This window comes from Gilvimarinus gilvus (assembly GCF_030518155.1).
Lineage (GTDB): Bacteria > Pseudomonadota > Gammaproteobacteria > Pseudomonadales > Cellvibrionaceae > Gilvimarinus > Gilvimarinus gilvus.
The window spans coordinates 208514-234173 of record NZ_JAULRU010000823.1 but is presented as its reverse complement, the minus strand read 5'-3'; the positions used below and the strand labels follow the sequence as shown (position 1 = coordinate 234173).

23 protein-coding genes are annotated in these 25660 nt (G+C 52.0%); 14 read left to right on the top strand and 9 right to left on the bottom strand.

Going from position 1 to position 25660, the window contains the following annotated elements:
• Positions 1–75 precede the first annotated feature (75 nt).
• Entirely contained in the window at positions 76–1146 is a 1071-nt protein-coding gene (locus tag QWI17_RS22790) for a helix-turn-helix transcriptional regulator (RefSeq protein ID WP_302724843.1), read from the top strand.
• Between the two features lie 7 nt (positions 1147–1153).
• Here QWI17_RS22790 and QWI17_RS22785 read toward each other — a convergent pair whose 3' ends face one another.
• The 3 genes from QWI17_RS22785 to uvrD form a co-directional block, all read right to left on the bottom strand.
• Positions 1154–1978, bottom strand: a complete 825-nt coding sequence (locus QWI17_RS22785; protein WP_302724842.1) for an alpha/beta fold hydrolase — start codon at positions 1976–1978, stop codon at positions 1154–1156.
• A 212-nt stretch (positions 1979–2190) separates the two neighbouring features.
• Positions 2191–3363, bottom strand: a complete 1173-nt coding sequence (locus tag QWI17_RS22780) for a TRAP transporter substrate-binding protein (protein WP_302724841.1) — start codon at positions 3361–3363, stop codon at positions 2191–2193.
• A 66-nt stretch (positions 3364–3429) separates the two neighbouring features.
• Positions 3430–5640: a DNA helicase II gene (gene uvrD / locus QWI17_RS22775; RefSeq protein WP_302724840.1), complete on the bottom strand. Its 2211-nt coding sequence runs from the start codon at positions 5638–5640 to the stop codon at positions 3430–3432.
• Between the two features lie 161 nt (positions 5641–5801).
• Between uvrD and QWI17_RS22770 the strand changes: the two genes are divergently transcribed.
• From QWI17_RS22770 to gshA, 3 genes are all read left to right on the top strand, one after another.
• Complete coding sequence (locus tag QWI17_RS22770; RefSeq protein ID WP_302724839.1) at positions 5802–6341, top strand: DinB family protein; 540 nt, start codon at positions 5802–5804, stop codon at positions 6339–6341.
• Between the two features lie 157 nt (positions 6342–6498).
• Complete coding sequence (locus tag QWI17_RS22765; RefSeq protein ID WP_302724838.1) at positions 6499–6870, top strand: hypothetical protein; 372 nt, start codon at positions 6499–6501, stop codon at positions 6868–6870.
• Positions 6871–6883: 13 nt separating this feature from the next.
• Complete coding sequence (gshA, locus tag QWI17_RS22760; protein ID WP_302724837.1) at positions 6884–8518, top strand: glutamate--cysteine ligase; 1635 nt, start codon at positions 6884–6886, stop codon at positions 8516–8518.
• Here the strand turns inward: gshA and QWI17_RS22755 are convergent.
• On the bottom strand, positions 8493–8915 hold the full coding sequence (locus QWI17_RS22755) for a flagellar basal body-associated FliL family protein (protein WP_302724836.1): 423 nt from the start codon (positions 8913–8915) through the stop codon (positions 8493–8495). The two genes, gshA and QWI17_RS22755, sit on opposite strands and share 26 nt — an antisense overlap.
• A 148-nt stretch (positions 8916–9063) precedes the next feature.
• Here QWI17_RS22755 and rsd point away from each other — a divergent pair, with 148 nt between their 5' ends.
• The gene (gene rsd / locus QWI17_RS22750) at positions 9064–9522 is read left to right on the top strand and encodes a sigma D regulator (protein WP_302724835.1); all 459 of its coding nucleotides are present in this window, start codon (positions 9064–9066) and stop codon (positions 9520–9522) included.
• An 88-nt stretch (positions 9523–9610) separates the two neighbouring features.
• A complete protein-coding gene (locus QWI17_RS22745; RefSeq protein WP_302724834.1) occupies positions 9611–10597 on the top strand; it encodes a WD40 repeat domain-containing protein in 987 nt (328 codons plus the stop codon).
• 81 nt (positions 10598–10678) lie between these two features.
• On the opposite strand, the gene bamJ is transcribed toward QWI17_RS22745, so the two are convergent.
• Positions 10679–11419, bottom strand: coding sequence for a BamJ family beta-barrel-assembly machinery protein (gene bamJ / locus QWI17_RS22740; RefSeq protein ID WP_302724833.1), 741 nt, complete (start codon positions 11417–11419; stop codon positions 10679–10681).
• Between the two features lie 460 nt (positions 11420–11879).
• On the opposite strand from bamJ, the gene QWI17_RS22735 reads away from it, so the two are divergent.
• Complete coding sequence (locus QWI17_RS22735; protein ID WP_302724832.1) at positions 11880–12749, top strand: hypothetical protein; 870 nt, start codon at positions 11880–11882, stop codon at positions 12747–12749.
• 39 nt (positions 12750–12788) lie between these two features.
• Here the strand turns inward: QWI17_RS22735 and QWI17_RS22730 are convergent, their stop codons facing one another.
• Complete coding sequence (locus tag QWI17_RS22730; RefSeq protein WP_302724831.1) at positions 12789–13301, bottom strand: TIGR02444 family protein; 513 nt, start codon at positions 13299–13301, stop codon at positions 12789–12791.
• 58 nt (positions 13302–13359) lie between these two features.
• Between QWI17_RS22730 and QWI17_RS22725 the strand changes: the two genes are divergently transcribed.
• Together QWI17_RS22725 and QWI17_RS22720 are read left to right on the top strand one after the other, a co-directional pair.
• Complete coding sequence (locus QWI17_RS22725) at positions 13360–15246, top strand: ABC-F family ATP-binding cassette domain-containing protein (protein WP_302724830.1); 1887 nt, start codon at positions 13360–13362, stop codon at positions 15244–15246.
• A gap of 132 nt (positions 15247–15378) precedes the next feature.
• Positions 15379–17004, top strand: coding sequence for a methyl-accepting chemotaxis protein (locus QWI17_RS22720; protein ID WP_302724829.1), 1626 nt, complete (start codon positions 15379–15381; stop codon positions 17002–17004).
• A 102-nt stretch (positions 17005–17106) separates the two neighbouring features.
• On the opposite strand, the gene QWI17_RS22715 is transcribed toward QWI17_RS22720, so the two are convergent.
• The 3 genes from QWI17_RS22715 to QWI17_RS22705 all read right to left on the bottom strand — a co-directional run bounded on the left by QWI17_RS22715 (position 17107) and on the right by QWI17_RS22705 (position 22168).
• Positions 17107–18603, bottom strand: a complete 1497-nt coding sequence (locus QWI17_RS22715) for a methyl-accepting chemotaxis protein (RefSeq protein WP_302724828.1) — start codon at positions 18601–18603, stop codon at positions 17107–17109.
• Positions 18600–19430, bottom strand: a complete 831-nt coding sequence (locus QWI17_RS22710; RefSeq protein ID WP_302724827.1) for a diguanylate cyclase — start codon at positions 19428–19430, stop codon at positions 18600–18602. The genes QWI17_RS22715 and QWI17_RS22710 overlap by 4 nt, the downstream gene beginning before the upstream one ends.
• A 416-nt stretch (positions 19431–19846) precedes the next feature.
• Positions 19847–22168: a Tex family protein gene (locus QWI17_RS22705; protein ID WP_302724826.1), complete on the bottom strand. Its 2322-nt coding sequence runs from the start codon at positions 22166–22168 to the stop codon at positions 19847–19849.
• Between the two features lie 194 nt (positions 22169–22362).
• On the opposite strand from QWI17_RS22705, the gene QWI17_RS22700 reads away from it, so the two are divergent.
• The 5 genes from QWI17_RS22700 to QWI17_RS22680 are packed head-to-tail and all read left to right on the top strand — an operon-like array spanning position 22363 to position 25634.
• Positions 22363–22725 carry a GntR family transcriptional regulator gene (locus tag QWI17_RS22700; RefSeq protein WP_302724825.1) on the top strand — a complete coding sequence of 121 codons (363 nt, stop codon included), beginning with the start codon at positions 22363–22365 and terminating at the stop codon, positions 22723–22725.
• 2 nt (positions 22726–22727) lie between these two features.
• Positions 22728–23603 (top strand): ABC transporter ATP-binding protein, encoded by an 876-nt coding sequence (locus QWI17_RS22695; protein ID WP_302724824.1) that lies wholly within the window; start codon positions 22728–22730, stop codon positions 23601–23603.
• Positions 23600–24529: a hypothetical protein gene (locus QWI17_RS22690; RefSeq protein WP_302724823.1), complete on the top strand. Its 930-nt coding sequence runs from the start codon at positions 23600–23602 to the stop codon at positions 24527–24529. Before QWI17_RS22695 ends, QWI17_RS22690 begins: the two co-directional genes overlap by 4 nt.
• Before the next feature lie 8 nt (positions 24530–24537).
• On the top strand, positions 24538–24876 hold the full coding sequence (locus QWI17_RS22685; RefSeq protein ID WP_302724822.1) for a hypothetical protein: 339 nt from the start codon (positions 24538–24540) through the stop codon (positions 24874–24876).
• Positions 24873–25634, top strand: coding sequence for a hypothetical protein (locus QWI17_RS22680; protein WP_302724821.1), 762 nt, complete (start codon positions 24873–24875; stop codon positions 25632–25634). Before QWI17_RS22685 ends, QWI17_RS22680 begins: the two co-directional genes overlap by 4 nt.
• Positions 25635–25660: the final 26 nt, after the last annotated feature.

The window sequence follows — 25660 nt, the reverse complement described above, 5'->3', positions numbered from 1 at the left end:
TCTATATACCATATGGTACAAAAGACCAAAGTACAGAGAAAAACGTGTGAACTTCTAACGCCAAAGGGATAGTGGATGGGCAGTCTTAGCGATGATTTTCGCGATCAGGCGATAGAGCTAATCTATGAAACGGCGGTGGATGTCAGTGCTTGGCGAGCTTTTATGGCGCTTATTCAACGCGAGCTCAAGTTTGACGTTGCCAACGTAACCTTGGTTGATAACCAATCCCTCAAGCCTTTATCGCGCCTCAATTATAATAACCCTAAGGAATATGAGGACCTGTATCTTAAGCATTTTCACTCAGAAGATGTTTGGTATCAGGCTCTGCAAAAAAAATCTATTGAGGGCGTTTTTACCCCCGACCATAAGGTGGTCACGCCTGAGCAGTATAAAGCGAGTGCGTTTTACAACGATTTCTTACGCGATTTTCGCATTCATCATGCTATTGGTGGCTACTGGCAATGGCAGGGCAATGTCTCTGCGCGTGTAAGCTTCCTGCGTGAAAAAAGTATCAGTGAAGAAGAGGAGCGTTTTTTCAATTCTCTATCACGCCATATAAAGTGCGCATTACGCCTGCAGAGAAGCAGTGCGCTCGCAGCCACGCACCTTTCAGATTGCTGCGCTATTATTGATAAAAATTTAAAAATTATGCAAAGCTCACCAGCTTTCAATCAGCTACTCCATCAAGGTGATCTTGGTGCGGCGGTGGGCAGCAGTCTGCAGCTGGCTTCAAGAAGATCGACAAGTGACCTTCGCAAAGCGTTGCGTACGCTTATCAGTCCTAATCAACTTGTATCGGAATCCGTGCCTTTGGTAAGGCGGGGCCGTTTGGAGGCTTTGCTGCACGTGATTCCAGTTCGATTTGCGAGCGGAGCTTCGGGAGATTATTTTCACATCACCCTAACACCTGCGAACTTCGCAGATGTGTCAATTCCACTGCAAGAGAAACTCGGCCTCAGTGATGCCGAATTTGCTATTTGTACTGATCTAGCCGGTGGGTTAAGCGCACAAGAGGTGGCGAATAATCGTTGCCGATCGGTCAATACCGTGCGCAAACAAATAAAGGATATTCAGGTGAAGCTCGGAGTCAATAGCCTCTCCGGCGTAGTAGCTATTTACTACCAACAGCTACTGGGGAAAAACTAAAGCCGCTTTAGCTGCATGCGCTGACGAACTTCTCAATATCCTGTGTTAGCCTTTCTGAGTGATGTAGCATCAGGTTGTGGCCGGCATTTGTGTAGCTTACTTGCTGAGCGCTAGCTAATTGATGCGCTATATGATTGACGTTAATGCGGTGGTTGAATGGGTCGCTATCGCCCAGTATCACTAAACATCTTTGTTGCAGTATGCCTAGGTTTAGTTGTCTATTTTCCTTAAGCCATGCATCGACGAAGGTAAAAAACAAGTCAGCATTAAAGGTAAGGTTGTTCAGTACGGACGGCGGCGCAGGCTGGGGATCGTACATTGGAAATACGTGTTGTAGGTACTCGGGCAATGCGTCGACTGATTTCTGGAGCCAAAGCGCTTTGGCAACTGCGCTGTACTGTGGGTTGCTGGATTCCTTTATGTATTTAATTAAACTATCCGGGCCGCCTAACACCGGGGAGATAATAACGAGCTTATCGACAACGTTGGGAAGAGTCGACGCCAGTTTGGTCGCAACTATAACGCTGGCTGAGTGACAGATGATGACCACTGGCCGATCGGCAATATTTTTAACAAATGCTTCAATATGCCCCAGCCACATGTTAAACGTATTATTTTGCTCGCACAGCGCGCTGCTTGAGCCAGTGCCCGGCGGGTCAAAATAGATAACTTCGCCATTAAGGTTTTCCAGGGCCGGTCGGAATAGTGCATGATTTAAACCGGGGCCACCCGGTATCGCGATGTAGAGTGGAGCGTTCGCTGTGAATGACAGTTGCCGGTAATAGCAGTGAGTCAAACCATTGATTGTCAAGGTGTTCGCTGTTACTTCCATTCGCTTGTGATTCCCTTTGTTGCGTTGCTAGCAGGCTGTTGAACAAACCTTTACGTACTCAGACTCTCAGGCTGGTTCGTAATCTAGGCGCCACTTTGACGGTGTGTGCCCACCCATCGAAAAGTGGTGACGACGAGTACGGGCCAGCCTGCTAGCCTTAGGCTAAAAGAGAATCATTTTTTAGGCAAGTGCGACAGAGTTTTGTTATTGGGCTAATCCAGCTCAGCAGGTGGATTGTCAAGCGCATTGCTGGTATCGCGGCGAACCTGATAAAAAGTTTCTTCTGACACTTTATGCCACTCGCCAGCTTTTCGTAAAAAGTTTTTGTAGGAATCGTAAACCTTAGCAAACATCGGGTCGGCGGCCGCTTGTTCCTGGAATACTGTTTCGGTCATTTGTCTGAGTTCGACCAATACTTCATCGGGAAAGCGTTTGAGTTGTACTCCATGGTTATTTCTCAGGTTTTGCAGGGCGGTATTATTGGTGGCGGTGTATTGATCAAGCATGTCGGCGCTGGCTGCGCGAATAGCGTTAGCGACAATCGCTTGTAGATCAGCCGGCAGTGATGCATAAGCGTCTTTGTTGACGATTAGCTCCATCATGGAGCCCGGCTCGTGCCAGCCAGGGTAGTAATAATACCGAGCAATTTCATGGAAGCCAAAAGCCATATCATTGGCCGGCCCTACCCACTCAGCGGCATCAATCACCCCGGTTTGCAGTGCGGTGTATAGCTCTCCACCGGGTATATTAACACTGGTGCCGCCAGCACGATTAAACACTTCACCGGCAAGACCGGGAATACGCATCTTTAGGCCCTTTAAATCATCGAGAGAGTTAATCTCTTGATTGAACCATCCGCCCATTTGTATGCCCGTACTGCCTGCAGGAAAAGGCACTAAATTGAAAGGCGCATAAACTTCGCGCCACAACTCGAGGCCGTCGCCATGGTAGAGCCAGGCATTCATTTCTTGCGCATTCATACCAAATGGAACGGTGGTAAAAAACTGAGTTGCCGGGGATTTACCGCGCCAGTAGTAGGCGCCGGAGTGGCCCATTTCTACGCTGCCGGACGAAACCGCATCAAACACACCCATGGCCGGGACAATTTCGCCTGCGCCGTGTACGTGAACTGTCAGGCGGCCACCGCTCATTTCATTGACGAGCCTGGCGAAAGTTTCGGCGCCGGTACCGAGGCCGGGAAAATTCTTGGGCCAGGTGGTAACCATGCGCCATTGAAAGGTTTGCTGCTGGCCCACGCCCTGCGTTTGGGCGCCGCTGAAGTCTTTGGCTTTAGACATTACCAGAGCGGCGAATAGACAAACCGATAGGCCCACCAAAGCCAGAATAACGAGCGGGGCGATGTAGAAGGAGCGTGAGTTGGTCATGGCATTATTATTTTGATGGCAAATTTGTGGCTAATGGTAGCACGGTTCTTTGTGCTCCGTTCCCGTCTATACGGCCTCCAGCTTGGCATACTGCATCACCAGCCACTTTGTACCTTCACTGTCGAAATTGATTTGCACTCGGGTGCTGGGCCCTGAGCCTTCAAAGTGAATAATGATACCTTCACCAAACTTTTTATGGGCGATACGCTGCCCTAGTCTAAAGCCTGTGTCCGCACCGGAGTCGCTGAGGCGTACAGCCGATTTGCTGCCTCGCGACGGGCTTCGTGAGCCTTGATTCTGCAGTCGTGCGGGACGCGTAATGGTACTTTTAATACGAACTTCTTCTAAATGTTCATTGGGAATTTCTTTTACAAATCGCGAGACAGCGTTGAACGTTTCGCTGCCGTGCAGGCGCCGTGTTTCCGAATAGCATATATAGAGTTTTTGCATTGCACGGGTTATGCCCACGTAGGCCAGGCGGCGCTCTTCTTCCAGCCGGTCCGGATCTTCTACAGACATCTTGTGAGGAAAAAGATTCTCCTCCGCCCCGGCCATAAATACCAAAGGAAACTCCAGGCCTTTGGCCGAGTGAAGAGTCATTAGCTGCACGGCGTCTTCAAATTCATCGGCTTGTGCCTCACCGGCGTCCAGAGCGGCGGTATCAAGAAACTGCTGCAAGACGGATTCGTCTTCATCGGCAGCCTCAAATGCCCCGCATGCGGTAACCAGTTCCTCAAGGTTTTCGGCCCGGGCCTGGCCCTTTTCGCCTTTTTCCTTTTTGTGAAACTCGAAAATCCCGGTTGTGTCGAGCACGGACTTGGCTAACTGATCCAGTGCTATCTCCTGGCTTTTTTGAGTAAGCTCATCGATAAGTTTGATAAATCCCTGGAGCGCATTGCCGGCACGGGCACTTAGCATCTTGTGTTGCAGCATCTGCTCCGACGCCTGCCATAGGGAGCAACCGTGCTCGCGTGCAAAGGCGCGAATATCATCGACGGTTTTGCCACCAATACCTCGTGTGGGAGTATTGATTACGCGCTCAAAAGCCGGATCGTCAAACTGATTGGCTGCCAGACGCATGTAGGCTAGGGCGTTTTTAATTTCCAGTCGATCATAGAAACGTTGGCCACCGTATATGCGGTAAGGAATGGCCTCGCGTAACAGCGCCTCTTCGAGTACCCGCGACTGGGCGTTGGAGCGGTAAAGAATGGCGCAACTGCTTTTACTGTTGCCTTGCGCGACCCAGTCGGTGATACGCTCGACAATAAAACGCGCCTCGTCCTGTTCATTAAAGGCAGCGTAAAGCGATATAGGATCACCGTCGGCGCCCTCGGTCCACAACTCTTTTCCCAGCCGGCCAAAATTATTGGCAATGACCGCATTGGCGGCATTGAGAATATGCCCGGTGGAACGGTAATTTTGTTCCAGGCGTACCACCTGTGTTTGCGGATAGTCTTCTTCGAAGCGACGGATATTTTCCACTTTTGCACCGCGCCAACCGTAGATGGACTGATCATCATCGCCCACGGCGGTGACAAAGCAAGCCTCACCTGCCAGTACCCGCAGCCAGGCGTACTGTACCGAGTTGGTGTCCTGAAACTCATCCACCAAAATATAGGGGAAGCGACCCTGATAGTGATTGAGCAGCGCCGGGTTGTTGAGCCACAATTCATGAGCGCGCAGCAGCAATTCGGCGAAGTCGACCAGGCCGCCCCGCTCGCAATCAGCCTCGTAGGCGCTGTACACCGCAGCCATGGTGCGAACAAACGGGTCGGCGGACTCCTGAATATGTTTGGCGCGCAGCCCTTCGTCTTTTTGACCGTTGATAAACCACTGCGCCTGACGCGGAGGCCAACGCTCCGCATCCAGCCCTAAATTTTGATACACGCGCTTAATCAGCCGGAGCTGGTCGTCACTGTCGAGAATTTGAAAGTTCTGCGGCAGCTTGGCGTCTTTCCAGTGAGCCTTGAGCAGTCGGTGTGCTAAACCGTGGAAGGTGCCTACCCACATACTGCGAGTATTTATAGGTGTGCCGGAATCGCGAAATAATTCGTCTAAGCGCGCCCGCATTTCGCGCGCGGCTTTGTTGGTAAAGGTGACGGCGAGAATACTGTAGGGAGAGACGCCTTGAGTTTGCACCAGCCAGGCAATCCGATGCACCAGTACGCGCGTTTTGCCGCTGCCGGCTCCGGCGAGAATCAGCTGATTGCCGGGGTCAGCGGTAACGGCCTGATGTTGGGCCTGGTTTAAATTGTCGACAAGTTCTGGTGCTTCCATGAATAGTTCTGCATTTGGCTGTTGGCGGTTGAAGGGTCAAGGATAACATTTCACTGTAAATTTACCCAGTGGTAGGCGCGTCGCAGTTTGGGGTGGTATCACAGGCACAGGCTATGAAATACTTACAGGGTTGGCCGCCAAGGCTCTGAGAGAAGGATGTTATGGAAGTACTCACGCACCTGCGCCTGATGGCAGGCTATAACCTTAGAATGAATCGCCAGGTATACAGTGGCGCCGCCACCTTGCCAGAGGAGCAACTCAGCAAGCCGATGGGGGCCTACTTTGGCTCGGTATTGGGTACGCTTAACCACCTGATGGTTGGCGATCTGCTGTGGTTGCACCGTTTTCGCCGGCACAGCGAGACCTATCGCAGCCTGCAGGCGCTGGAAGAGCTGCCTCAGCCGACAGCGCTGGACAATGTGATCTACGATCGGTTCGGAGCGCTCGGTGCGGCCAGGGCTCTGGTGGATGAAACGCTACTGACCTGGGTAAGCGATGAGCTGCAAGCCGATGATTTAACTCGCAATCTGTCTTATCACAATGCGAAAGGTGAAGCGGCGACACAAGATTTTGGCGAGTTGGTGTGCCATATGTTCAATCATCAAACCCACCATCGCGGCCAGGTCAGCACCCTGCTCTGTCAGCTCGGGGTCGATATCGGTGCGACAGACTTTATTGTGGATATTCCCCGCGCGCGCTAGCTTGCTGGAGATGGGCGCCATATCGCAGCCGTTCGCGACCCGTTTAGGCGCCTTAAGTCAGGACGTTTTTTCGCGTGAGGGTTGGGCTTGACTCTTTCTGCTAAGGCCCCATTATGGGTCTTATATTGCCGTAATATGTATAGAGACGTGAGTTGTTATGTCTGAGGTTTTTATTATTCAGAATCAGGATAAGCTGTTTTTAAGTAAACAGCGCGCCTGGGTTGATGGCCGCGAACCGGCCGGTTTATACCGTACCCCACATCGGGACGAAGCGGTGAACGAAAAGTTTGAGGTGAATGCCAAAGATTATAGTCAGCGAGTGTCTCTGGTGAGTTGCGCGCTGAATGAGCGCGGTGTGCCACTGATTGATCCTGACATTTTACCGCCGCCGCTACCCAAGGCCAAAGGTGAAGACTCTATGGCACTTGAGCTTGAGCCTGAAACCGTCCCGGAGCAGGCTGAGGGCGTCGAAACCGTATCCAGTGAAGCCCCTGCGGGCGCAGACCAACCTACGGCGAGCGTCGGTTAACGAGGACACCACATTGTCACAATTAGACGCGCAGCTGGCCGCATTTGCGGACCCCGCTGCTAATAGCACCTTGCGTGGAATTCTGCGCGGACTGGAAAAGGAAAGTCTAAGGGTGACTCCAGAGGGTAAGCTGGCGCAAACCGAGCACCCCAAAGCGCTCGGGTCGGCTATGACTCACCCTCACATTACCACCGATTATTCCGAGGCCTTGCTGGAGTTCATCACTCAGCCCCATGAGCGCATTGCCGACGCACTGTCTGAGTTGGATCAGGTGCAGCGTTACACCTACGCCCAACTCAACGATGAGCTATTGTGGCCGGGCAGTATGCCTTGTGTGCTGGCCGGTGATAATGCCATACCAGTGGCCCGCTATGGCACATCCAACAGTGGCCGCATGAAAACCGTTTATCGTTTGGGGTTGGGGCACCGTTACGGTCGGGCAATGCAGACCATTGCCGGGGTGCACTATAACTTTTCCATGCCGGATAGTTTTTGGCAGGCTCTATCGGAAATTGAAGGCAATACCCGCACACTACAGGCGTTTAAAACCGACAAATATTTTGCCTTGATCCGCAATTTTCGTCGTTACTTTTGGTTGCTGCTCTATTTGTTTGGTGCGGCTCCGGCGGTATGTCGCAGCTTTGTGCGCGGGCGCGATCACAAATTGCAGGCGTTAGGGCAGGATGAAAACACGCTGCATCTGCCCTACGCGACTTCACTGCGCATGGGGGATTTGGGCTATCAGAGTGCGGCGCAGCAATCATTGGTGGTGTGTTACAACAACATTGATAATTACTTGCAAACGCTTTGCGGAGCCATTACTCAGTCTCACCCAGACTATCAAAGCATCGGTTTGCGGGATGAGGGCGGTGAATATCGTCAGCTCAACACTAGCCTGCTGCAGATTGAAAATGAATTCTACAGTTCCATTCGTCCCAAGCGCACGGCAAAGTCGGGTGAGACTGCACTGCAGGCCTTGCGTTTGGGGGGGGTCGAGTATGTTGAAGTGCGCTGTGTCGATCTCAACCCTTATCAGCCCCTGGGGGTTAGCAGTGAGCAGCTGCATTACCTCGATGCTTTCTTACTTTTCTGTTTACTGACCGATAGCCCCGAAACTGACGCCGCTGAATACCAGGATATGCAGGAAAATCAAAAGCGTGTGGTTGATGCGGGTCGCAACCCGGCATTGACCTTGCGAAATCGCGGTGACGAGCGACTTATGCGTGACTGGGCTGACAGCTTGCAAAGCGAAATTGGCGCCTGTGCCCGATTGCTCGATACGGCCTGCGGTGGTGAGCACTACCAGCAATCACACCGGGCGCAAGGACGCAAATTAGCCGGGGAAACGGCGACGCCGGCTGAGCAAATGCTCAAGCAAATGCAAGCCGAGAATAAAACCTATTACGCCCTGATTATGGAGCTGGCGCGCGAGCATCAACGGCACTATGCCGAGCGCCCTCTGGAGGATGATGACTATCAACGGTTTGCTGCGCAGGCACGAGAGTCTTTGTCGCGCCAGCAGGAGATTGAGGCGGCGGATGCCATCAGTTTTGAAGCACACCTTGCCGCGTACTATGCCCAGTATCGCGACTGTGAGAGTTGTGGGTGCGAACCGCAGTCCGCTATTTCTGTACAATCAGGTTGTTAAAGTAAACATCGAGAACCTCGGCGGCGTTTTGTTCAGATTCAAGCAGAGCAATAACTTCTTGTTTGGCGGATTCGCGTAGCTTTTCAACACCGTCTGTCGAGGTAATCGCCTCCTCACTTTGGCGCGACAGCAGCATGACCATGGCGTTGCGTATTAACGGCATATGGTGACGCACGGCCGAGGCCGTGTGCACGTCGTTCACGCGCAGCGAGAGTTCAGTTTTTAAATACTTTAAGCGCCCTGCGCCGCCATAGTTCACGACAAATGGTGGCTCCATCGGGATGTAAATGGCGCCTTCAACAGCCCCTTCGGCCTCCTCCTCTTCCTGCCCCCAAACCGTGCTGGTACATGCCAGTAACATCAGTAAAAGCAGTGGTGTCAGTTTGATCAATTTCACAGTCTTTCTCCCGGGCGGACGTCGATACACAATAGCGCTGTTATTAGTTTACTGCAAAGAGACTATCGACCAATCTGGCGCTTACTAAAGCGTGACTCCGTGTTAGTATAAAGCGCAACATATATTAATAACCCCTAGGGGAAGTCGTATGCTGGAAAACTGCCAAGACGCCAAACAACGTTGGGGTGGCGTTAGTCAAATTGTTGATCGCTGGCTGGCTGAGCGTCAACAAATGTTGGTGAAATACTGTGCACTGTCGGACACGAAAGACGCCGATGATACCGCACGTGGTACCAAACTACGGGCCATGTGTGAAATTATGGTCGACTATGTGTCGGCCGGGCATTTTGAGGTTTACGATCAATTGCTCAAAGAGGGGCAGGATTTCGGTGATGCCGACGCTGTGAAAGCAGGCGCAGAGCTGTTCACGAAAGTGGATGCTACCACCGAAGAGGTTCTCGATTTTAACGATAAATATCAAGAAATTGACGATCTGACCACTCTCGATATCGATCTCTCGCGTTTGGGTGAGGTACTTGAAGCTCGCTTTTCGGCGGAAGATCAGATGATTGCTGTGCTTCACGATGTGCATAAAGACATGATTTAGCCTCCACGAAAACCCAGCGCTCGCTGGGTTTTCTGCCTCTGCAAGATGCTACACTTGAGCAACGGATGAATTTTCGGCTGCAGGGCACATGAATAAAATCACCTCGCTAATCTCACTGTTTATACTCTCGCATGCGCTCACAGCCTGTTCGCCAGTGCCCGAGCCTGTCGATGCGCTCGAGGTGGCCGCACGCACCGTCCAGGCAGGAGCGCTATCGCGCGACGGCGACTCAGCCGCGATCGGCTCGGTCTATCACGGCGCCAGCTATTGGGACCTGGCCACACAGGCGCGCCTGTTTAGCTGGAACCACAGCGAAGCACCAGACACATTAGTTCTCGCCACGGATATATCGCCGGATGGTGGCTGGGCTGCGACGGTGGATGAACAGTCACTGGTGTTGTGGAATACGCAAACCGGTCGCAGTCATGGATTCTGGAGGTTGACGGCAGATGTGACGTCGGTCGCACTGGGTCGTCACGGTAATGTAGCTCTGCTCGGTATGCTCGATGGTCGCGCCGCTTTCTATAACGTGCGCGGCGGCGGTGTTTATCAAAGCTTTGAGCATGCCGGTGGCGTGAACACAGTGGCGGTTACCGACGATCTGTCCCGTGCGCTTACCGGTGGGGAAGACTTTGCCGCCAGATTGTGGGATTCACAAACCGGCGAGCTTATTATGGAACGTCTTTACAGTGAGCCGGTGCAGTTGGTTGCACTGACCCCTGCCGGTGACCGGGCGATGGTCGCCGCGCAATATGACCGAGTCGAAATAATAGACGTAGCCAGTCAGCAAGCTCTGTGGCAATTGCCTTTTACCAAGGAGAAAATGATGCGTGGCCTCAGTGTTACTGCTGCGCGTTTTTCGGATGATGGCCGTTATCTGCTGACCGGTAGGCCCGATGGGCGAGTGCAACTTTGGGATATTGATGGGCAAGCTGAGGTCTATACCTGGCAGCTACCCAAGCGCAAAGCCTGGCAGCCAACAGCAAATGCCGTGATGGACTTAAGTTTTACCGCCTTTGATGATCAATACAAGGCAATTGGCAGCAGTGGCTTCGTCTACACCCTAGCCTACTAAGCGGCAGACGGTTATACGGGGGAGGGAGTAAATGCCGGGGTGGGAAACTCCCCCCGGCACAAGCCGGGGGAAGATAACTGCTTACTCAGCCGCTTCTTCGGCAGGCGCTTCGGCGGGTTCAACTTCAATCAGCTCAACATCAAAAACCAGTGTTGAGTTCGGTGGAATACCCTGATTGCCGCCTGGGCCGTAGGCTAGATCAGATGGGATATAAAGCTGGTATTTTGAGCCAGTTTCCATCAACTGCAGGCCTTCGGTCCAACCTGGAATAACCTGGTTGAGGGCAAAGGTGGCGGTTTGTTCGCGCTCGTACGAGCTGTCGAAAACGGAGCCGTCAATCAGGCGGCCTTCATAGTGAACGGTGACGGTGTCCATCTCGCCAGGTTTGATACCGTCGCCAGCTTCAAGCACTTTGTACTGCAGGCCGCTGTCGGTGATCTCAACACCTTCTTTGGCGGCATTGTCGGAGAGGAACTGTTCACCTTCTAGCTTGTGCTTTTCGGCGAGTTCTTTCTGACGCTGCTGTTGTAGCTCCATTTGCTGCTCTTGGAAGGTTTGCATCACTTCCTGGATTTCTTCTTCGGTCAGCATGGGTTCAACGTCATCACGTACGTCTGTTAATGCTTTGGTGAAGGCGTCTACTTCGATCGGAACATCGCGACTTTTAAAGTTGGTGGCCATATTCAGGGCAATGGAGTAGTTCACTTTTTGTTCCAGAGTGTCGAGTGTGACCTCTTTTTCGGCTTCAGGCTCGCTCTGGTTGCAACCGGCCAGTACCGCTACAGAGCACAGCACGCCAGTCATCAGTAAACGCTTGTTCATCATAGAAAACCTATTTATTTGTCGTGTGTTGGACCACCTGCCTCTGGGTGGATGGTGGTTGGTCGGTGTATCCGACCGCTTTATCGCTGCCCGGGTCCAGCTTAATACCTGTCAAAAATGCAACTGTCGATAGGTATTCGATTCGGGCGTTACAAACCGAGCGCCTATGGTAACGCAAGTTTGCACCAGTTTGTGACTCCTGGTCGGCGTTTGCGGTAAAAGCGCGCCACCTTACCGGTGGGGTTAGCCTCTATTTGGGGATATATGGCGTAACTTCAAGGTGTTGCTGCGCTGCCACGCTATGGTCCCGAGCAACATCTGTAGGGGGGCGTTTTAACGTTGAAACTGTGATTTGGTAATGTTTGAGACGTACACATTTTGCTGTATTGGGTCTACAATAATGCGCAAGATTTATTCACTGTTGTTTCATGTTCGTCCAATTATTTAGAAGGGTTTTACTATGGCTGCGAAGAAAAAAGCCGCTTTGTCTGTTGCGCAATTGGAAAGAGAAATTGTTTCGCTGAAGGCCAAGCTCGATAGTGAGCGAGTCAGGGCTGTAAAAGCTGCTGAAAAAGCACAAGCCGCGACTAAGAAAAAGCTGGATGCAGCAAGAAAGAAACTGACGACTCTAAAATCGCGCAAAGTGGCCGCCGCCAAGGCGAAGCCTAGCGCGGCTGCGAAGGCGCGTTCGGTAAAGGCAAGCGCTGCGTTAACGGCTCAGCAAAAATTGGTGGCTAGTCTCGCCGCAGAAAACGCGGAGGCGGTAGTCGCCTTGGCCGCTGCACGCAAGGCGAAAAAGGATGCCGAACAGCTCGCTAAAGTGGAAGCCAAGTTTGTCAAAGCAGCCGAGGCCAAGCGAAAGCAGGCGGTCAAGAGCGCGAAGGCGAAGCGAACCGTTGCAAAAAAAGGCACACAGTCTTCACCGGCGGTTGCTGGTAAATCTGAGCCTAAAAGCGCAAAGCCCGCTACGGCGAAAAAAGCGGCAAGTGCAAAGGCAAAAGCACCCGTCAAGCGCCAACCTGCTAAGGCGTCCGCTCAGTCTGTGGCAAAGCCCAAGGCGAAGCCTGCGGTTAAAAAGAAAGTGGCCGCGAAAAAAACGGCGACTGACAAGGCCGCAGCGACCAACACAACCCCGGCATCTGTCGCCGAGCCGGCGCAGGCTAGCCCCGCTCCCGCGACCGTAAAGCCAGAGCCTGTTGCACCAAACCCACTCCCGCATCACATGGGTACACACGTTATTGAGCCCAGCGAGCCGGGTAAGTTAACGGTCGAGCCGGTACCGGATGCTCCGGCCGTACCTAAATCGGGCAGCTTATTTGACGAAGAGTAAACGCTAAACGGCCACCATATGTCAGCGTAAAAGCCCTGCTCAGCAGGGCTTTTTGTTATGTGCAGCTTGTATCGCGAGGAGTAAGGTTTTCAATGTGCTTGCGCGCGCAGGAGCCGCCATACCCAGGTGGGTTAAGTAGTCCGCGCTCGCTTGGAGTTGATCAACACGGGTGAGCGCTCTGTTGTGCGATGGTGTGTGTTCGACTAGCGATTGCAGCTGTGAAAGTAATAGCTTTTCAGCGAATAGTTCTTGGCTTTTTATGGCCTCGCGCAAACGCGCCTTATCGCCATTTAGCTCAAGGTTGCGCTTCATCCAACGGCGGGCGGTTCGCAGTGGTGTGACAATATTGTGTTGCCACTGTTCGGCGATTAGATGACCAGCATTTAGCGATGCGGGAGGCTTTGCAAAATAGCTGTCGATCCACAGTAGCCACAACAACAACGTCACATTCACGCCCTGCTCTTCTTGCAACTGCAGGCATAAGGGCTCGACCTCGGGTTGTCGATACACCGTCGTAGCAAAATGCCAGATATCTGTGTAAGGTTCGCACATATTTTTGTCGGTACCCGGGTCCAAAGGCTCGCCAGTTTAACAGGCTTATAGATAAACCATGATTGCATTAGAAGGCGTTAGCTTACAGCGTGGCTCCAAATTTTTGTTGCAGGAAGCCGATCTTTCCATTTTTCCCGGGCAGAAGCTGGGCATGATCGGAGCCAACGGCAGCGGTAAGTCGTCATTATTTAAGCTGCTACTGAAGCAGTTGCACGCTGATGCCGGGCGCCTGGATATTCCGGCCCAGTGGCGCTTGTCGCATATGGCACAAGAAGTTACCGATGTTGAACGCAGCGCCCTGGACTATATTTTGGATGGTGACACGCATCTGCGTGAACTGGAGCGAGCCATTGCGGCCGTTGAAGACGACGGTGAAAAGCTGGCTACTCTGTACGGTGATCTAGAGCAGGCAGATGGCTATACCGCCAATGCCCGCGCCGCTCAGTTGCTCGATGGGCTCGGATTCGCCATATCCGATCATCAACGCCCGGTGACAGATTTCTCCGGTGGCTGGCGTATTCGGCTTAATCTGGCTCAGGCACTGATGAGCCCATCGGATCTGCTGTTGTTGGATGAACCCACCAACCACCTCGATCTAGATGCAACTCTGTGGTTGGAGCAGTGGCTACAGGCCTATGACGGCACCTTGCTGATTATCTCTCACGATCGCGACTTTCTCGACAATGTGGTGGGTCGTATTGTCAGTATTGAGTCCGGAAAGTTGATCAGCTACAGCGGTAACTACTCGTCCTATGAAAGGCAGCGTGCAGAGCGTCTGGCACAGCAGCAGGCTGCGTTCGCCAAACAGCAAGAAAAAGTAGCACACCTCGAGAGCTACATCCGCCGTTTTCGGGCCAAGGCGACCAAGGCTAAGCAGGCACAAAGCCGCGTTAAACAGTTGGAACGTATGGAGGCTATTGCCCCTGCACACGTGGACTCACCTTTTACCTTCACACTCCCCACATACGAGAAAGTGTCAGATCCTCTGCTCGTGTTGCGCGACGTCGATGTGGGCTACGGTGATAAGAAAATTTTGTCCGGTGTCAATGTGAATGTCGCTCCGGGTCAGCGCATTGGCTTGCTTGGCCCCAACGGAGCCGGCAAATCCAGCTTGATTAAAACCATTGCTGGCAACTTGCCACCCATGACCGGCGAGCGTGTCACCGGTGAGCATTTCCGTTTGGGCTATTTTGCCCAGCATCAACTTGAAGCCCTGGATATGAGCGCATCGGCGGCGCTGCATATTCAACGACTCAGCCCCAAGGCCAGTGAACAGCAAATTCGCAATTTTCTCGGCAGCTACGATTTTCGCGGCGACCGTGCGTTTGAAACCATTGCTCACTTCTCCGGTGGTGAAAAGGCTCGCTTGGCGTTAGCCCTAATCGCCTGGCAAGAGCCCAATGTTCTGTTGTTGGATGAGCCCACCAACCATTTGGATCTGGAAATGCGCCAGGCTTTGACCATGGCACTTCAGGACTACGAAGGTGCGGTCATTGTGGTCTCGCACGATCGTCACTTGTTGCGCAATACCGTCGATGAATGGGTGCTGGTGGCCGAAGGCGTCGCCCGGGAGTTTGATGGCACTCTCGAGGAATATCACGTCTGGCTGCTTGAACATAAGCGCGCGTCAGCCACTGGGCAAACCGCCGCTCAGCCCGAGGCGACGGCGAGCAGGAAAAACAAGCGCCAGGATGCCGCAGCTCAGCGAGAGCAACGCAAGCCGCTAATGAAGAATCTCAAGAAACTCGAAACACAGGTGGAAAAGCTAACCGGCCAGGTGGCTCAAGTTGAGGCGGATTTGGCCGATACGGCCTTGTACGAGGAAGAGAATAAAGCGCGGTTACAGGCACTGCTGCTTAAGCAATCGCAGCTTCAGCAGCAGCTTAGCGACGCGGAAGAAAAATGGTTAGAGGTACAGGATCAGCTCGATCAGCTGAACAGTTAACCAACAGCAGTGCCCGCTGCGCTGTTCTGCCCGACAGGTACGTGCCTGTACGGCGCGAAATATCTCCTATACTCCAGTAAACATCTATTTTTCAGGTGAGCTTGCGCTCGCCGGTTTTCGAGGATTGGTAGCATGCGTTGGATAACGGAAAGCGTACAAATGCGCTTGATGGTGGCTGTGGGTATTGGCTTGGCGGGTTTATTGATTGCCGCTGAGGTAGCGATATATATGCTGAATGGGCAAATTAACAGCTACAATCGCTTAATCGACAACAATATTGCGCAGGAGCGCCAAATTAACCGTATGAACTTTGATTTTAAAGTTCAGGTGCAAGAGTGGAAAAACGTGTTGTTACGCGGCGCCGACGCTAGCCAGCGAGAAAAGTACTGGGACCGCTTTCAGAAGCACCACGAGACTATTCAAAGTGAGGGAGGCCAGCTTTCAAGGGGCCTGAAATCGGGTCAAAGCTCGCGCTTGTTGGGGGACTTTTTGGCCGCTCATGAAACGGCCTTTGACCAGTATAACGAGGGTTTCGATGCTTTTGTCGCCTCAGGGTACAACCATCGCGCCGGCGACGAAGCGGTGGCAGGAATAGACCGTGAGCCCAGCCGATTGTTGCAAGAGGCCGCAGATATCATTAAGGCCGAGGTGGAAAAGGCGGCGGCAGAGGTGCAGGCGCTCAGTGCTAAGGTCGCGTTTTGGGCTCAGTTGGCCACTTTCGCGGTCGCAGTTGCCGCTCTGGCAGTGCTCTGGTGGCTGTTAAGCACAACCATTATTCAGCCAATGCAGGCGATTATGGACCATATCCGGATTATGTCTGGGGGCGATTTTTCCAAACGCTTTCATTTGCAGCGCAATGACGAGCTGGGGCAACTGGGGGAAAATTTGGCGCAAATGCAAGAAGAGATACGCGGCGTCGTATCCTCGGTAAAAGATACCGCACAACAATTAGGCGGCGCCTCGGCCAGCATTAACCAAACCGCAAGCGATATTGCCCGCCATATCAGTGAAACTGAGCACTCAACCGATCAGGTGGCCGCTGCCGTCAATGAGATGTCGTCCACTGTGCAGGAAGTCGCAACCAACGCGTCGGGCGCAGCCGAGGCCGCTGGCGGTGCAGACAGCAATGCTAAAAATGGCATTAATGTCATGGAAAATACCGTAAGCTCCATTAACGAGCTGGCCACCCAGGTGGAAGAAGTCAGCCAATCCATGGCCCAGTTAGAAACCGAAAGCGACCGTATTGGTCATGTGCTCGGTGTGATTAAGGGCATCGCAGAACAAACGAATTTGCTTGCCCTCAACGCGGCCATTGAAGCTGCGCGAGCGGGGGAGCAAGGCCGCGGTTTCGCCGTTGTGGCGGACGAGGTGCGGGCCTTAGCGCAGCGCACCCAGGAGTCTACGGCGGAAATTCAACAGATTATCGAGGCCGTGCAGTCGGGAGCATCCGGTGCGGCGCAAGCAATGGTCGTCAGCCGGGACAAAACTCAGCGTACGGTGAGTTTAATGGGAGAAACGGGTGCGGCTATTCACGCGATTTCCCAAGCAATCTCCAGTATTCTCGATATGAATACGCAAATTGCCACCGCCGCCGAAGAGCAAAGCTATGCGGCTGAGGAAATTAACAAAAATGTAACCCACGTCGTTTCCATGGTGCAAAGCGCGCAGGCCAGTGCTCAGAAATCTACAGAAACGGCGAACGAGTTGGATGTCACTGCACAGAAGCTGGAGAAACAAATAGCGCATTTCTCTGTATAAATGCCCTGCTTTATTTTCTAGTATTCTGTGTCGGCAGAAAAGCGATAAACCAAAAAGCCCAGCAATCGCTGGGCTTTTTGGTATTGAGTTTTTTTGTTTGATCTAGGTTGTGAACTTTGACATCTCATCCCGCAATTCATGACTGTCGTGATCAAGAGTCGCGCTGCTGTCTCGCACAACTTCGGCATTGTGAGAAACTCGCTCGGTGATGTCGTGAATGGTGGTTACATTTTTACTGACTTCGTGCGCCGTTGTACTTTGTTCGCGCGAGGCGTCGGCAATATGGTGGTTCATATTATTGATTGACTCGACGTTACTGCGAATATTCTCTAGTGCTTGTTCCACCCGGCTGGACGTCGAAATCGTTTCCTCCACGGCTTTAACGCTATACTCCATCGAGTGATGGGTATCATCCGCGGACTTTTGCAACTCCTGAATAATGGACGCTATTTCTTCTGTGGACTGTTGAGTTTTTTGTGCCAGGGAGCGAACTTCATCGGCTACTACCGCAAAGCCTCGCCCCTGCTCTCCCGCTCGCGCAGCTTCAATGGCGGCGTTTAGGGCCAGGAGATTGGTTTGCTCGGCGATATTGCGAATAACCTCCATGACGGAGCCTATGCTGTCGGATTTCTCGCGCAACCCTTTAATTTTATCGGCTGTTGTTTCAATTTGTCCGGTTAAGCGATTAATGGTGCCAATGGCACTTTTGACAACATCGGAGCCTTCGTCAGTAAGGCGCATGGTCGCTTGCGTGTCGGCCGCGGTATTTTTGGCGTGATCGGCCACCTCTTGCGCCGAGTGCGACATTTGCTGCAGGGCGGCCGCCACTTGTTCAATTTCTCTAATTTGCTGAGTAATGGCGAGTGATGTGTTTTGAGATGCCTCTGTCATGCGTTCTGATTGCGATGTCACACTTTTGCTGGACTCGGTAACACGCTGAATAATCGATGCAATCTGCTCCATAACCCGGTTAAAATTGTGACTTAAGTCCCCAATCTCGTCAGAGCTGTTGGTGGGAAGTCGGCGGGTTAGATCGCCACCACCGTCGGCAATTTCTCCTAGTGACTCACTGATTTCAAGTATGCGCCGTGAAATCATTTTTTTGGTTAATAAAGCAACGGTCACTAAACTGCCAATCAGCAAAGTGGCTATCGTGATAAAAGTGGCCAGCGATTGACTGGCCAGTGTGTCTTGCACCTGTTGTTTGGAAAAATAGATATTGATATAGCCAATCAACTTCTCTTTGCGGGTGATTTCAATTTTTTCCCGACGTTCAATTAAGTCAGTGTCGGGGCGCTGGCTGTCGCTAGCAGAGGCCAGTGATTTTTCGCGGTGGTCGACAATATCAATAGAGATGATCAGCGGGGTGTTGGCTAAAGACTTACCAATAGTTTCAATCTGTGGTAAATCATAGGAAAACACCGGTTCGCGCAGAGCCGATAATGCCAGTTGTATCTGTCCGTCAACACTGATTTGAAAAACTTCGTCCTGATTGGCACTTTGAAATCGATAGTTAATGATGACAATGGCGGCAGCAATGAGCAAGGAGATGGCAGTCAAGGCCAGCATCAGCTTTACCGTGAGCGTTTTTCTTATCATAGTGGGTCACTCGCTATTGTTTCGTCTACTTCTTCACTGGGCTTGGTTAAGCTTTCAATATCAAACCATAGGTCGGTATTGTCTACAGGAGTGGCGGCAGGCAAGCTGGGGTTGTCGAGCTCAAATACTGTGCGCTCCGACATATTGCCGCGCGCGATAACCATTTGCACCATGGGGTCCTGCATCATCAAGGCGTCGAAAGCGCCATTATTAATTGCCTGCATCAGGCCATTTTCAATGGCTTGGGCTACTTCTGGGCGTTTAGGGCTCACGAACAAATAAAAAGGCATGCGGTAAACAAACATTAAGTTCTGATCAACGGTAAGATCCAGTTGCGGGCGCTGCTCGATTTCCCCCCAGGGCTCGTTTACACCGCGTGGAAACGCGTGAAAGCGTTGGCCGTCGGCCATGAGAAACAGACCTTCGTAGGTGCCCGTTTCTACCTCCAGGCCGTTGTGGCGCATGATGTCGGTATCTGGCCAACCCTTACCCTGGCCGAATACAAAATTCTTGAGTTGATCAAACTCTGATACATCGGCAAATAAATTGCGATTCTCCTTGTGAATGATAAAGACGCGGTGGCCCAGAAGACCCTTATACAATGGGATGCGTATAGGCAATAGGCGCTGCTCTATGTCATCAGTGGTAGCAGCCCACATAATGTCCATGACGCCTTCTTCGGTATCTTGCTGTTGTCGGGCACTGGTGAGTGTGCCGTCGGAGATTTTCAAATCGTATTCAGTGCCAACGGTATCCAGCGCCAGCTTGATCATATTAATGGCGTAGCGGGCGTTGCCATCACCTCGCGATACTAAGTTAATTTCCATTGCGGCCTGCAATGGAAATGTAACTATCAGGCCTATTACCAGTAAAAAATATCTCACTTATTTGCCTCTTAATTTTTGTTATTAGGTGGCCGTCCGTGGAATCAAATTATCGTCGCAACTTCTATATTTACTTTAGAAATTATTTGCTGTGTGTGCACGTTAGTACAGACAAGTTGGCGCATAAAGCAGCAACAGGCAAGTATTGTTTTGTAATAAATTTACAAGAATTTATAACCATAGTGATAATGCCGGGTCTCTCCGCGCCGTATCTTACGGGCAAGAGCACGGAGAGCCCAGCGATAAGGTTTACGGCTGGCGTGGCGAAAAGTTAAGTGATTATTTGCCCGGGTTGGTAGAGACACAAAGCAGCGAGTAAGCGCTTGTGCCGCCGCGCAGTACTCGCCTCGCGTTTAGCGCTAGCGGCCTTTCTTCATGGCCTGCTGCAGCAGAGCGCCCATGCTGCCTACGGCGGCCTTGGCTGGCTGCTGAGATTTATTGTGTTTCTGGGTCGATGGAGCCCGCTTGGGGCGTTGACCGTCGCCACCGGTTTTTTCACCGGGAGTATCTTCCAGGCGCATAGACAGGCCGATTCGTTTGCGGTCCACATCTACCTCCATCACCTTGACCTTAACGATATCACCGGCTTTTACCACCTCGCGGGGGTCTTTGACGAAGGTATTTGCCAGGGCAGAGATATGCACTAAGCCGTCCTGGTGGACGCCGATATCGACAAACGCGCCAAAGTTGGTGACATTGGTGATGGTGCCCTCGAGAACCATGCCTGGCTCCAGGTCTTTTATGGTGTTCACGCCGTCTTTGAACTCGGCGGTGCGAAACTCGGGCCGAGGGTCGCGACCGGGCTTGTCGAGCTCGCGCAGAATATCGGTAATGGTGGGAACACCAAATTGCTCAGTCACATACTCCTGCGGCTTAATGTTCGATAGAAATGACGAATCTCCCAGCAGATCGGCGACTTCGCGTTGGTTTTTCTGCGCAATCGATTCCACCAATAAGTAACTTTCCGGGTGGACGGCGGAGCGGTCCAGGGGATTACTACCCTCCGCAATACGCAAGAAGCCGGCCGCCTGTTCAAATGTCTTGGCGCCAAACCGGGCCACATCTTTAAGTTGGCTGCGGGTCGAAAACGCTCCGTTCTTGTCGCGAAATTCCACGATATTGTTGGCAAGTGTCGCGTTTAGCCCCGATACACGCGCTAATAGTGCCGCGGAGGCTGTGTTCACCTCGACGCCGACGGCGTTTACACAGTCTTCCACTACAGCGTCCAGTGATCGCGCCAGCTGAGATTGCGAGACATCGTGTTGGTACTGCCCTACTCCAATGGATTTAGGGTCAATTTTTACCAGCTCTGCCAGTGGGTCTTGCAAGCGACGGGCAATAGAGATGGCGCCGCGAATAGTCACATCCAGATCGGGAAATTCTTTGGCGGCAAACTCCGAGGCAGAATACACGGATGCGCCAGACTCATTCACAATGACAGGTTTTGCGGTCAGGTCGTCGTTGCGCTTAAGCATATCTTTAACGAATTTTTCGGTCTCGCGGCTGGCCGTACCATTGCCAATGGCAATGAGATTGACGTTGTGAGTGCGGCACATGTGGGCCAGGATTTTCTCGGATTCAGCTATCTTGTTTTGGGGTGGGGTGGGGAAAATAGCGCCGTGATCCAATACTTTTCCGGTGGCGTCCAGAACCGCGACTTTAACTCCGGTGCGCAAGCCTGGGTCGAGGCCAATCGTAGCCTTTTGCCCGGCCGGAGCTGCCAGCAGTAAGTCTTTAAGGTTGGAGGCGAAGACTTTGATGGCATCTTCTTCTGCGACGTTACGCAGCTCACCTAGCAGGTCGGTTTCAAGGTGGGTTAATAACTTAACGCGCCAGGTCCAGCGGATTACTTCGGCCAGCCAGGCGTCGGCGGCCCGGTCTTGACTTCGCACATTCCAATGCTCAGCCACCATCGCTTCACAGGGGTGAGAAGAACCGGGCTCGAGGTCGGCGAGAACCAGTGCCAGAGTGAGCACCCCCTCATTGCGACCGCGGAACATGGCCAGTGCCCGGTGTGATGGGGTCGACTTGAGTGGTTCATCGTGCTCGAAGTAGTCGCGGAATTTTTGCACTTCCTGCGCTTGATCATTTTCTTTACCGGTGGCAACCCGGCTCGAAATAACGGCTTCTTTTAGCAAAAAGTCGCGAAGTTTAGCTAAAAGGTCGGCATCTTCGCTGAACCTCTCCATCAGAATGTATTTGGCTCCATCCAGAGCGGCCTTGGTGTCTTCGATCTTGTGCTCGGCATTGATGAATTTTTTGGCTTCTGTTTCGGGTTCCAGCGTTGGGTCGTCCAGCAGGGATTGGGCCAGAGGTTCCAGCCCGGCCTCGATGGCTATCTGCCCCTTGGTGCGGCGCTTTGGTTTGTAGGGTAGATAGAGGTCTTCGAGGCGAGTTTTGGTATCGGCAGACTTAATTTCGCTTTCGAGCTGGGGGCTCAGTTTGTCCTGCTCGGCAATGCTTTTGAGGATGGCGTCACGCCTATCTTCAAGCTCACGCAGATAGCGCAGGCGCTCCTCCAACGACCGCATTTGCGTGTCGTCCAACCCTCCGGTGACTTCTTTTCGATAGCGAGATATAAAGGGCACGGTGGCGCCTTCATCGAGAAGATTGACGGCGGCACTGACTTGCTGGCCCTGAATGTTTAACTCGTCGGCAATGCGCTGATAAATACTGCTCATGATGTTGTCTCTTTAACCGCTTTCATAGTGCTGAAGTCGAAGCATTATGCGCAATTCCGCCGGTGAGTACAGTCTTGAATTCGTCGGGTTTCTGTGTCTGTAGCAAATTCCGTAGGGGTTTGCCAAACTCCGATATGCTGATATAGTTATATATATCACTAGAGCAATTCATCGAATGTGAGAGACGTAACAGCATGCAGTGGCGAGATGATCAGCCGATTTACCGACAGCTATACGGGCGCATGATTGATTTAATCATGTGCGGCCAGCTGGCCGCCGGCGAAGGTTTGCCCTCGGTTCGTCAGGTGTCGGCCGACTTTAAAATCAATCATTTAACCGTCGCAAAGGCCTATCAGGCACTGGTAGATGAAGGCTTAGTTGAGAAACGGCGCGGTGTAGGAATGTACGTGTTGGAGGGGGCTCGGGAGCATTTACTCGAGCGCGAACGCGAACAATTTATTCAATCGCTGCCTGCGTTGGTGGAGCGGGCGGCAGCTTTGGGGATCGGGCTTGACGCGCTGGTGCAGGCGCTGCAAAAGGCAAGGGAGGAACAATAGCAATGACGGCAATAGTAACTGCAAAGAATATAAACAAACGTTTCGGTCGGCACCAGATATTGCGGGGAATTAACCTCGATATTCCAGCTGGCAAAATTGTGGGTCTTGTTGGCCCCAATGGTGCGGGCAAAACAACCTTATTACAGGCGCTATTGGGTTTAAGTGTTGCCGCTGGTGATATTTCGGTGATGGGGCGTGACCCGCGCAAAGAGCGGGCAGCGATGCTGGAAGATGTTTGTTTTATTGCCGACACCGCTACCTTGCCGCGCTGGATAAGCGTCGAGCAGTTGCTGGAGTATGTCGCTGGTATTCACCCTAAATTCAGTCGCCAGCGGGCGGAAAAATTTCTAGCCGACACCAAAATTAGACACTCAGCTAAGGTGCGCCAGCTGTCTAAGGGGATGGTTACGCAGTTGCACTTGGCGCTGGTTATGGCGATTGATGCCAAATTGCTTGTGCTCGATGAGCCCACGTTGGGTTTGGACATCGTCTATCGCCGCCGCTTTTACGATGCTCTGCTCAATGACTTCTATGACCAGGACCGCACCATCATAATCACCACACACCAAGTGGAAGAAATTGAACACCTGCTTACCGATGTGTTGTTTATTCACGATGGCGAGATTGTGCTTGATCAAACGCTGGAGTCTTTTGAGGGCCGGTTTTTAAAGCTAATTGCCGGGCAAGACACCCAACAACAGGCGCGGTCGCTGCACCCCATTATGGAGAGCCGGGCTTTGGCTGGGCGAGAGTTTATTTTTGAAGGACGCAGTGTAGACGAATTGATGGCCTTGGGCGAAGTGTCAATGGCAAGTTTGGCTGAGGTATTTGTCGCCAAGGTCACAGGCGTTGGTGGCGCAGCGGAGAAACACTCATGAATAGCATTATTACTCAGTTTAAGCGTGAAGTTTGGGAGAGCCCAGGCATATTCTATAAAGCGCCTATCGTGCTTTTTGTTCTCATTATATTTTTGTCGGCAATTTCTTTTTACTCATTGCAAAATGGCGTTGTAGCCGATTGGGATCTGCAGTCAAATTCTGAGCAATGGAGTTGGAGTTTGCATTCGGAAATTGGCAGCGACAAGCAGGGAGAAGACGCAACGCCGCAGACCGTAGTTGAGAAAATCTCCCATGGTCAGTACATCATCTACATTTTGTTTGGTATTGGCTGCCTGTTTAACACCATCAATTATTCGCTTAGTGCATTGGTAACCGATCGCAAAGATCGCAGTGTGTTGTTCTTTAAATCCTTGCCTTTGTCCGAATGGCAGGTGGTGTCGACTAAATTAGTGGTTGCGGTGTTTTTGCTGCCCCTGGCCTACTGGTTGTTCGCGCTTGCTACTGTGGTGGCATATACCATCATAGCAGGGGCGTTTGCTAAAGTGGTATTGGGTGCGGACCCTCAGGTGATCTGGCAACAAATATCTTTTTTTAGCACGCTTGCACTAAGTGCTGTTGGCCTTGTGCTTACAGCATTGTGGGCGCTACCTATGTACGCAATTATATTGACGTTCTCTGCGCTCGCTCGTAAATCCCCTCTGGGCCTGCTTGGTGCGGTGTTGATGTTTTTATGGGTATTGGAGAAATGGATTTTTGGAACTCATTACCTAGCGGATACCTTGCGCGGCTATTTTGGTGGCTTAGAGATCGTGGGGCAGGTGAGTTTTGTGCCGCTGGAGTCACTGGAGTTGCGGTCAAATGCGTGGCGATTACTTGCGGCGCCAGGGCTCTATATAGGGCTGGCCATTAGCGCGCTTTGTGTATTTGCAGCTGTATGGCTGCGCGACCGGCGTTTTGAGATCTAGGGCTCGAAATGAAACGTTTGATAATGCTCAGTTTTCTTTTGTTGCTCGTTGCCAGTGCGCGAGCCGAAACGCATTGGCCTAAAGTTGCCCACGAGCTGGTGCAAAGTGTTTACCCCACGTCCTGGGTCTGGAGTGACACAGATTGGCCCAGTGATAGATTGCGCAGCATAAGGCATTGGGGGGCACAGGTTGTTAATCAGATCAGCTTTTCGCATTCAGATGTAACGACGCAAACATCCGAGTTGCGCTCTGTTGCCAATGGTTTTCTGCACTATGGTGCGCTGTTTAGCCTCATACTTAGTGTGACGGTATTGATAGTGGGTATACAAGAAGTGCGGCGACCATGAAGATATATGTATGGTTTAGTGTTGTCTTGGGGATGGCCTGCGCCAACGCGATTGCTGATCCGTTGGCGCAGTTGCAAGCCGAGCTGCTTGACCTTAGTCAACCTCGTGAAGCGAACTATTTGGTGTCGGTAATGACCAAGCAGTTAAATGGCAAGGGAGATGATCAAATTGTCCGTCGGGGCGAGGCTGGTGTGCAGGTGTATGATGATGGTGAAAATCTTAGTGTAGTCTATTCAGCAGCACTTCTGGCGACAATGGCGAGCGAGGAGCAGGCGCGACTGAGCAACAAAGATGCACCTACGCCAGCCATAGATGGTGTGCGGGAACTGACGCTTTTGCCTTTGCGCTCAGCGATCAATGCTGCGGAGCAAATGCAGCGAGTAATGGCAGAAGCAGAAAACATTGCTGCTTATCAGGATACATACAACGATAAGCAGGCGCGACGGCTGGACTTTCGTTTGCCGGAAAGTCGTTTAAGTAAAGGACAGCGTAAATACATCAAATCGTTTCAGGGGATTTACTCGGTGTGGGTTGATCAAAACGGCACACCATTGGCCTCGCGCAGCCGGGTTGATGCATCTGGGCGCGTTTTTATCTTTATTCGCTTTCATATAGAAACAGAATCAAAACAGCATTATCAGGTTGTGAATGGCCAGCTAATTACAGCCAGTGAGGACTATTTTCACTTGAGTCATGGTGCTGGTGAGCGATACGAGCACAGTCTGCAGCGCACTGTGCAGCCCATGCAAATGGAGTAGCACTGATTCATAGGTCGGCATTAGTG

Coding starts and splice junctions, on each gene's coding strand:
- QWI17_RS22725 (WP_302724830.1), top strand. CDS start 13,360: ATGATTGCATTAGAAGGCGTTAGCTTACAGCGTGGCTCCAAATTTTTG.
- QWI17_RS22700 (WP_302724825.1), top strand. CDS start 22,363: ATGCAGTGGCGAGATGATCAGCCGATTTACCGACAGCTATACGGGCGC.
- QWI17_RS22715 (WP_302724828.1), bottom strand. CDS start 18,603: ATGATAAGAAAAACGCTCACGGTAAAGCTGATGCTGGCCTTGACTGCC.
- uvrD (WP_302724840.1), bottom strand. CDS start 5,640: ATGGAAGCACCAGAACTTGTCGACAATTTAAACCAGGCCCAACATCAG.
- QWI17_RS22720 (WP_302724829.1), top strand. CDS start 15,379: ATGCGTTGGATAACGGAAAGCGTACAAATGCGCTTGATGGTGGCTGTG.
- QWI17_RS22780 (WP_302724841.1), bottom strand. CDS start 3,363: ATGACCAACTCACGCTCCTTCTACATCGCCCCGCTCGTTATTCTGGCT.
- rsd (WP_302724835.1), top strand. CDS start 9,064: ATGCTGGAAAACTGCCAAGACGCCAAACAACGTTGGGGTGGCGTTAGT.
- QWI17_RS22745 (WP_302724834.1), top strand. CDS start 9,611: ATGAATAAAATCACCTCGCTAATCTCACTGTTTATACTCTCGCATGCG.
- QWI17_RS22765 (WP_302724838.1), top strand. CDS start 6,499: ATGTCTGAGGTTTTTATTATTCAGAATCAGGATAAGCTGTTTTTAAGT.
- QWI17_RS22690 (WP_302724823.1), top strand. CDS start 23,600: ATGAATAGCATTATTACTCAGTTTAAGCGTGAAGTTTGGGAGAGCCCA.
- QWI17_RS22705 (WP_302724826.1), bottom strand. CDS start 22,168: ATGAGCAGTATTTATCAGCGCATTGCCGACGAGTTAAACATTCAGGGC.
- QWI17_RS22785 (WP_302724842.1), bottom strand. CDS start 1,978: ATGGAAGTAACAGCGAACACCTTGACAATCAATGGTTTGACTCACTGC.
- QWI17_RS22790 (WP_302724843.1), top strand. CDS start 76: ATGGGCAGTCTTAGCGATGATTTTCGCGATCAGGCGATAGAGCTAATC.
- QWI17_RS22730 (WP_302724831.1), bottom strand. CDS start 13,301: ATGTGCGAACCTTACACAGATATCTGGCATTTTGCTACGACGGTGTAT.
- QWI17_RS22735 (WP_302724832.1), top strand. CDS start 11,880: ATGGCTGCGAAGAAAAAAGCCGCTTTGTCTGTTGCGCAATTGGAAAGA.
- QWI17_RS22680 (WP_302724821.1), top strand. CDS start 24,873: ATGAAGATATATGTATGGTTTAGTGTTGTCTTGGGGATGGCCTGCGCC.
- bamJ (WP_302724833.1), bottom strand. CDS start 11,419: ATGAACAAGCGTTTACTGATGACTGGCGTGCTGTGCTCTGTAGCGGTA.
- QWI17_RS22695 (WP_302724824.1), top strand. CDS start 22,728: ATGACGGCAATAGTAACTGCAAAGAATATAAACAAACGTTTCGGTCGG.
- QWI17_RS22770 (WP_302724839.1), top strand. CDS start 5,802: ATGGAAGTACTCACGCACCTGCGCCTGATGGCAGGCTATAACCTTAGA.
- QWI17_RS22685 (WP_302724822.1), top strand. CDS start 24,538: ATGAAACGTTTGATAATGCTCAGTTTTCTTTTGTTGCTCGTTGCCAGT.
- QWI17_RS22710 (WP_302724827.1), bottom strand. CDS start 19,430: ATGGAAATTAACTTAGTATCGCGAGGTGATGGCAACGCCCGCTACGCC.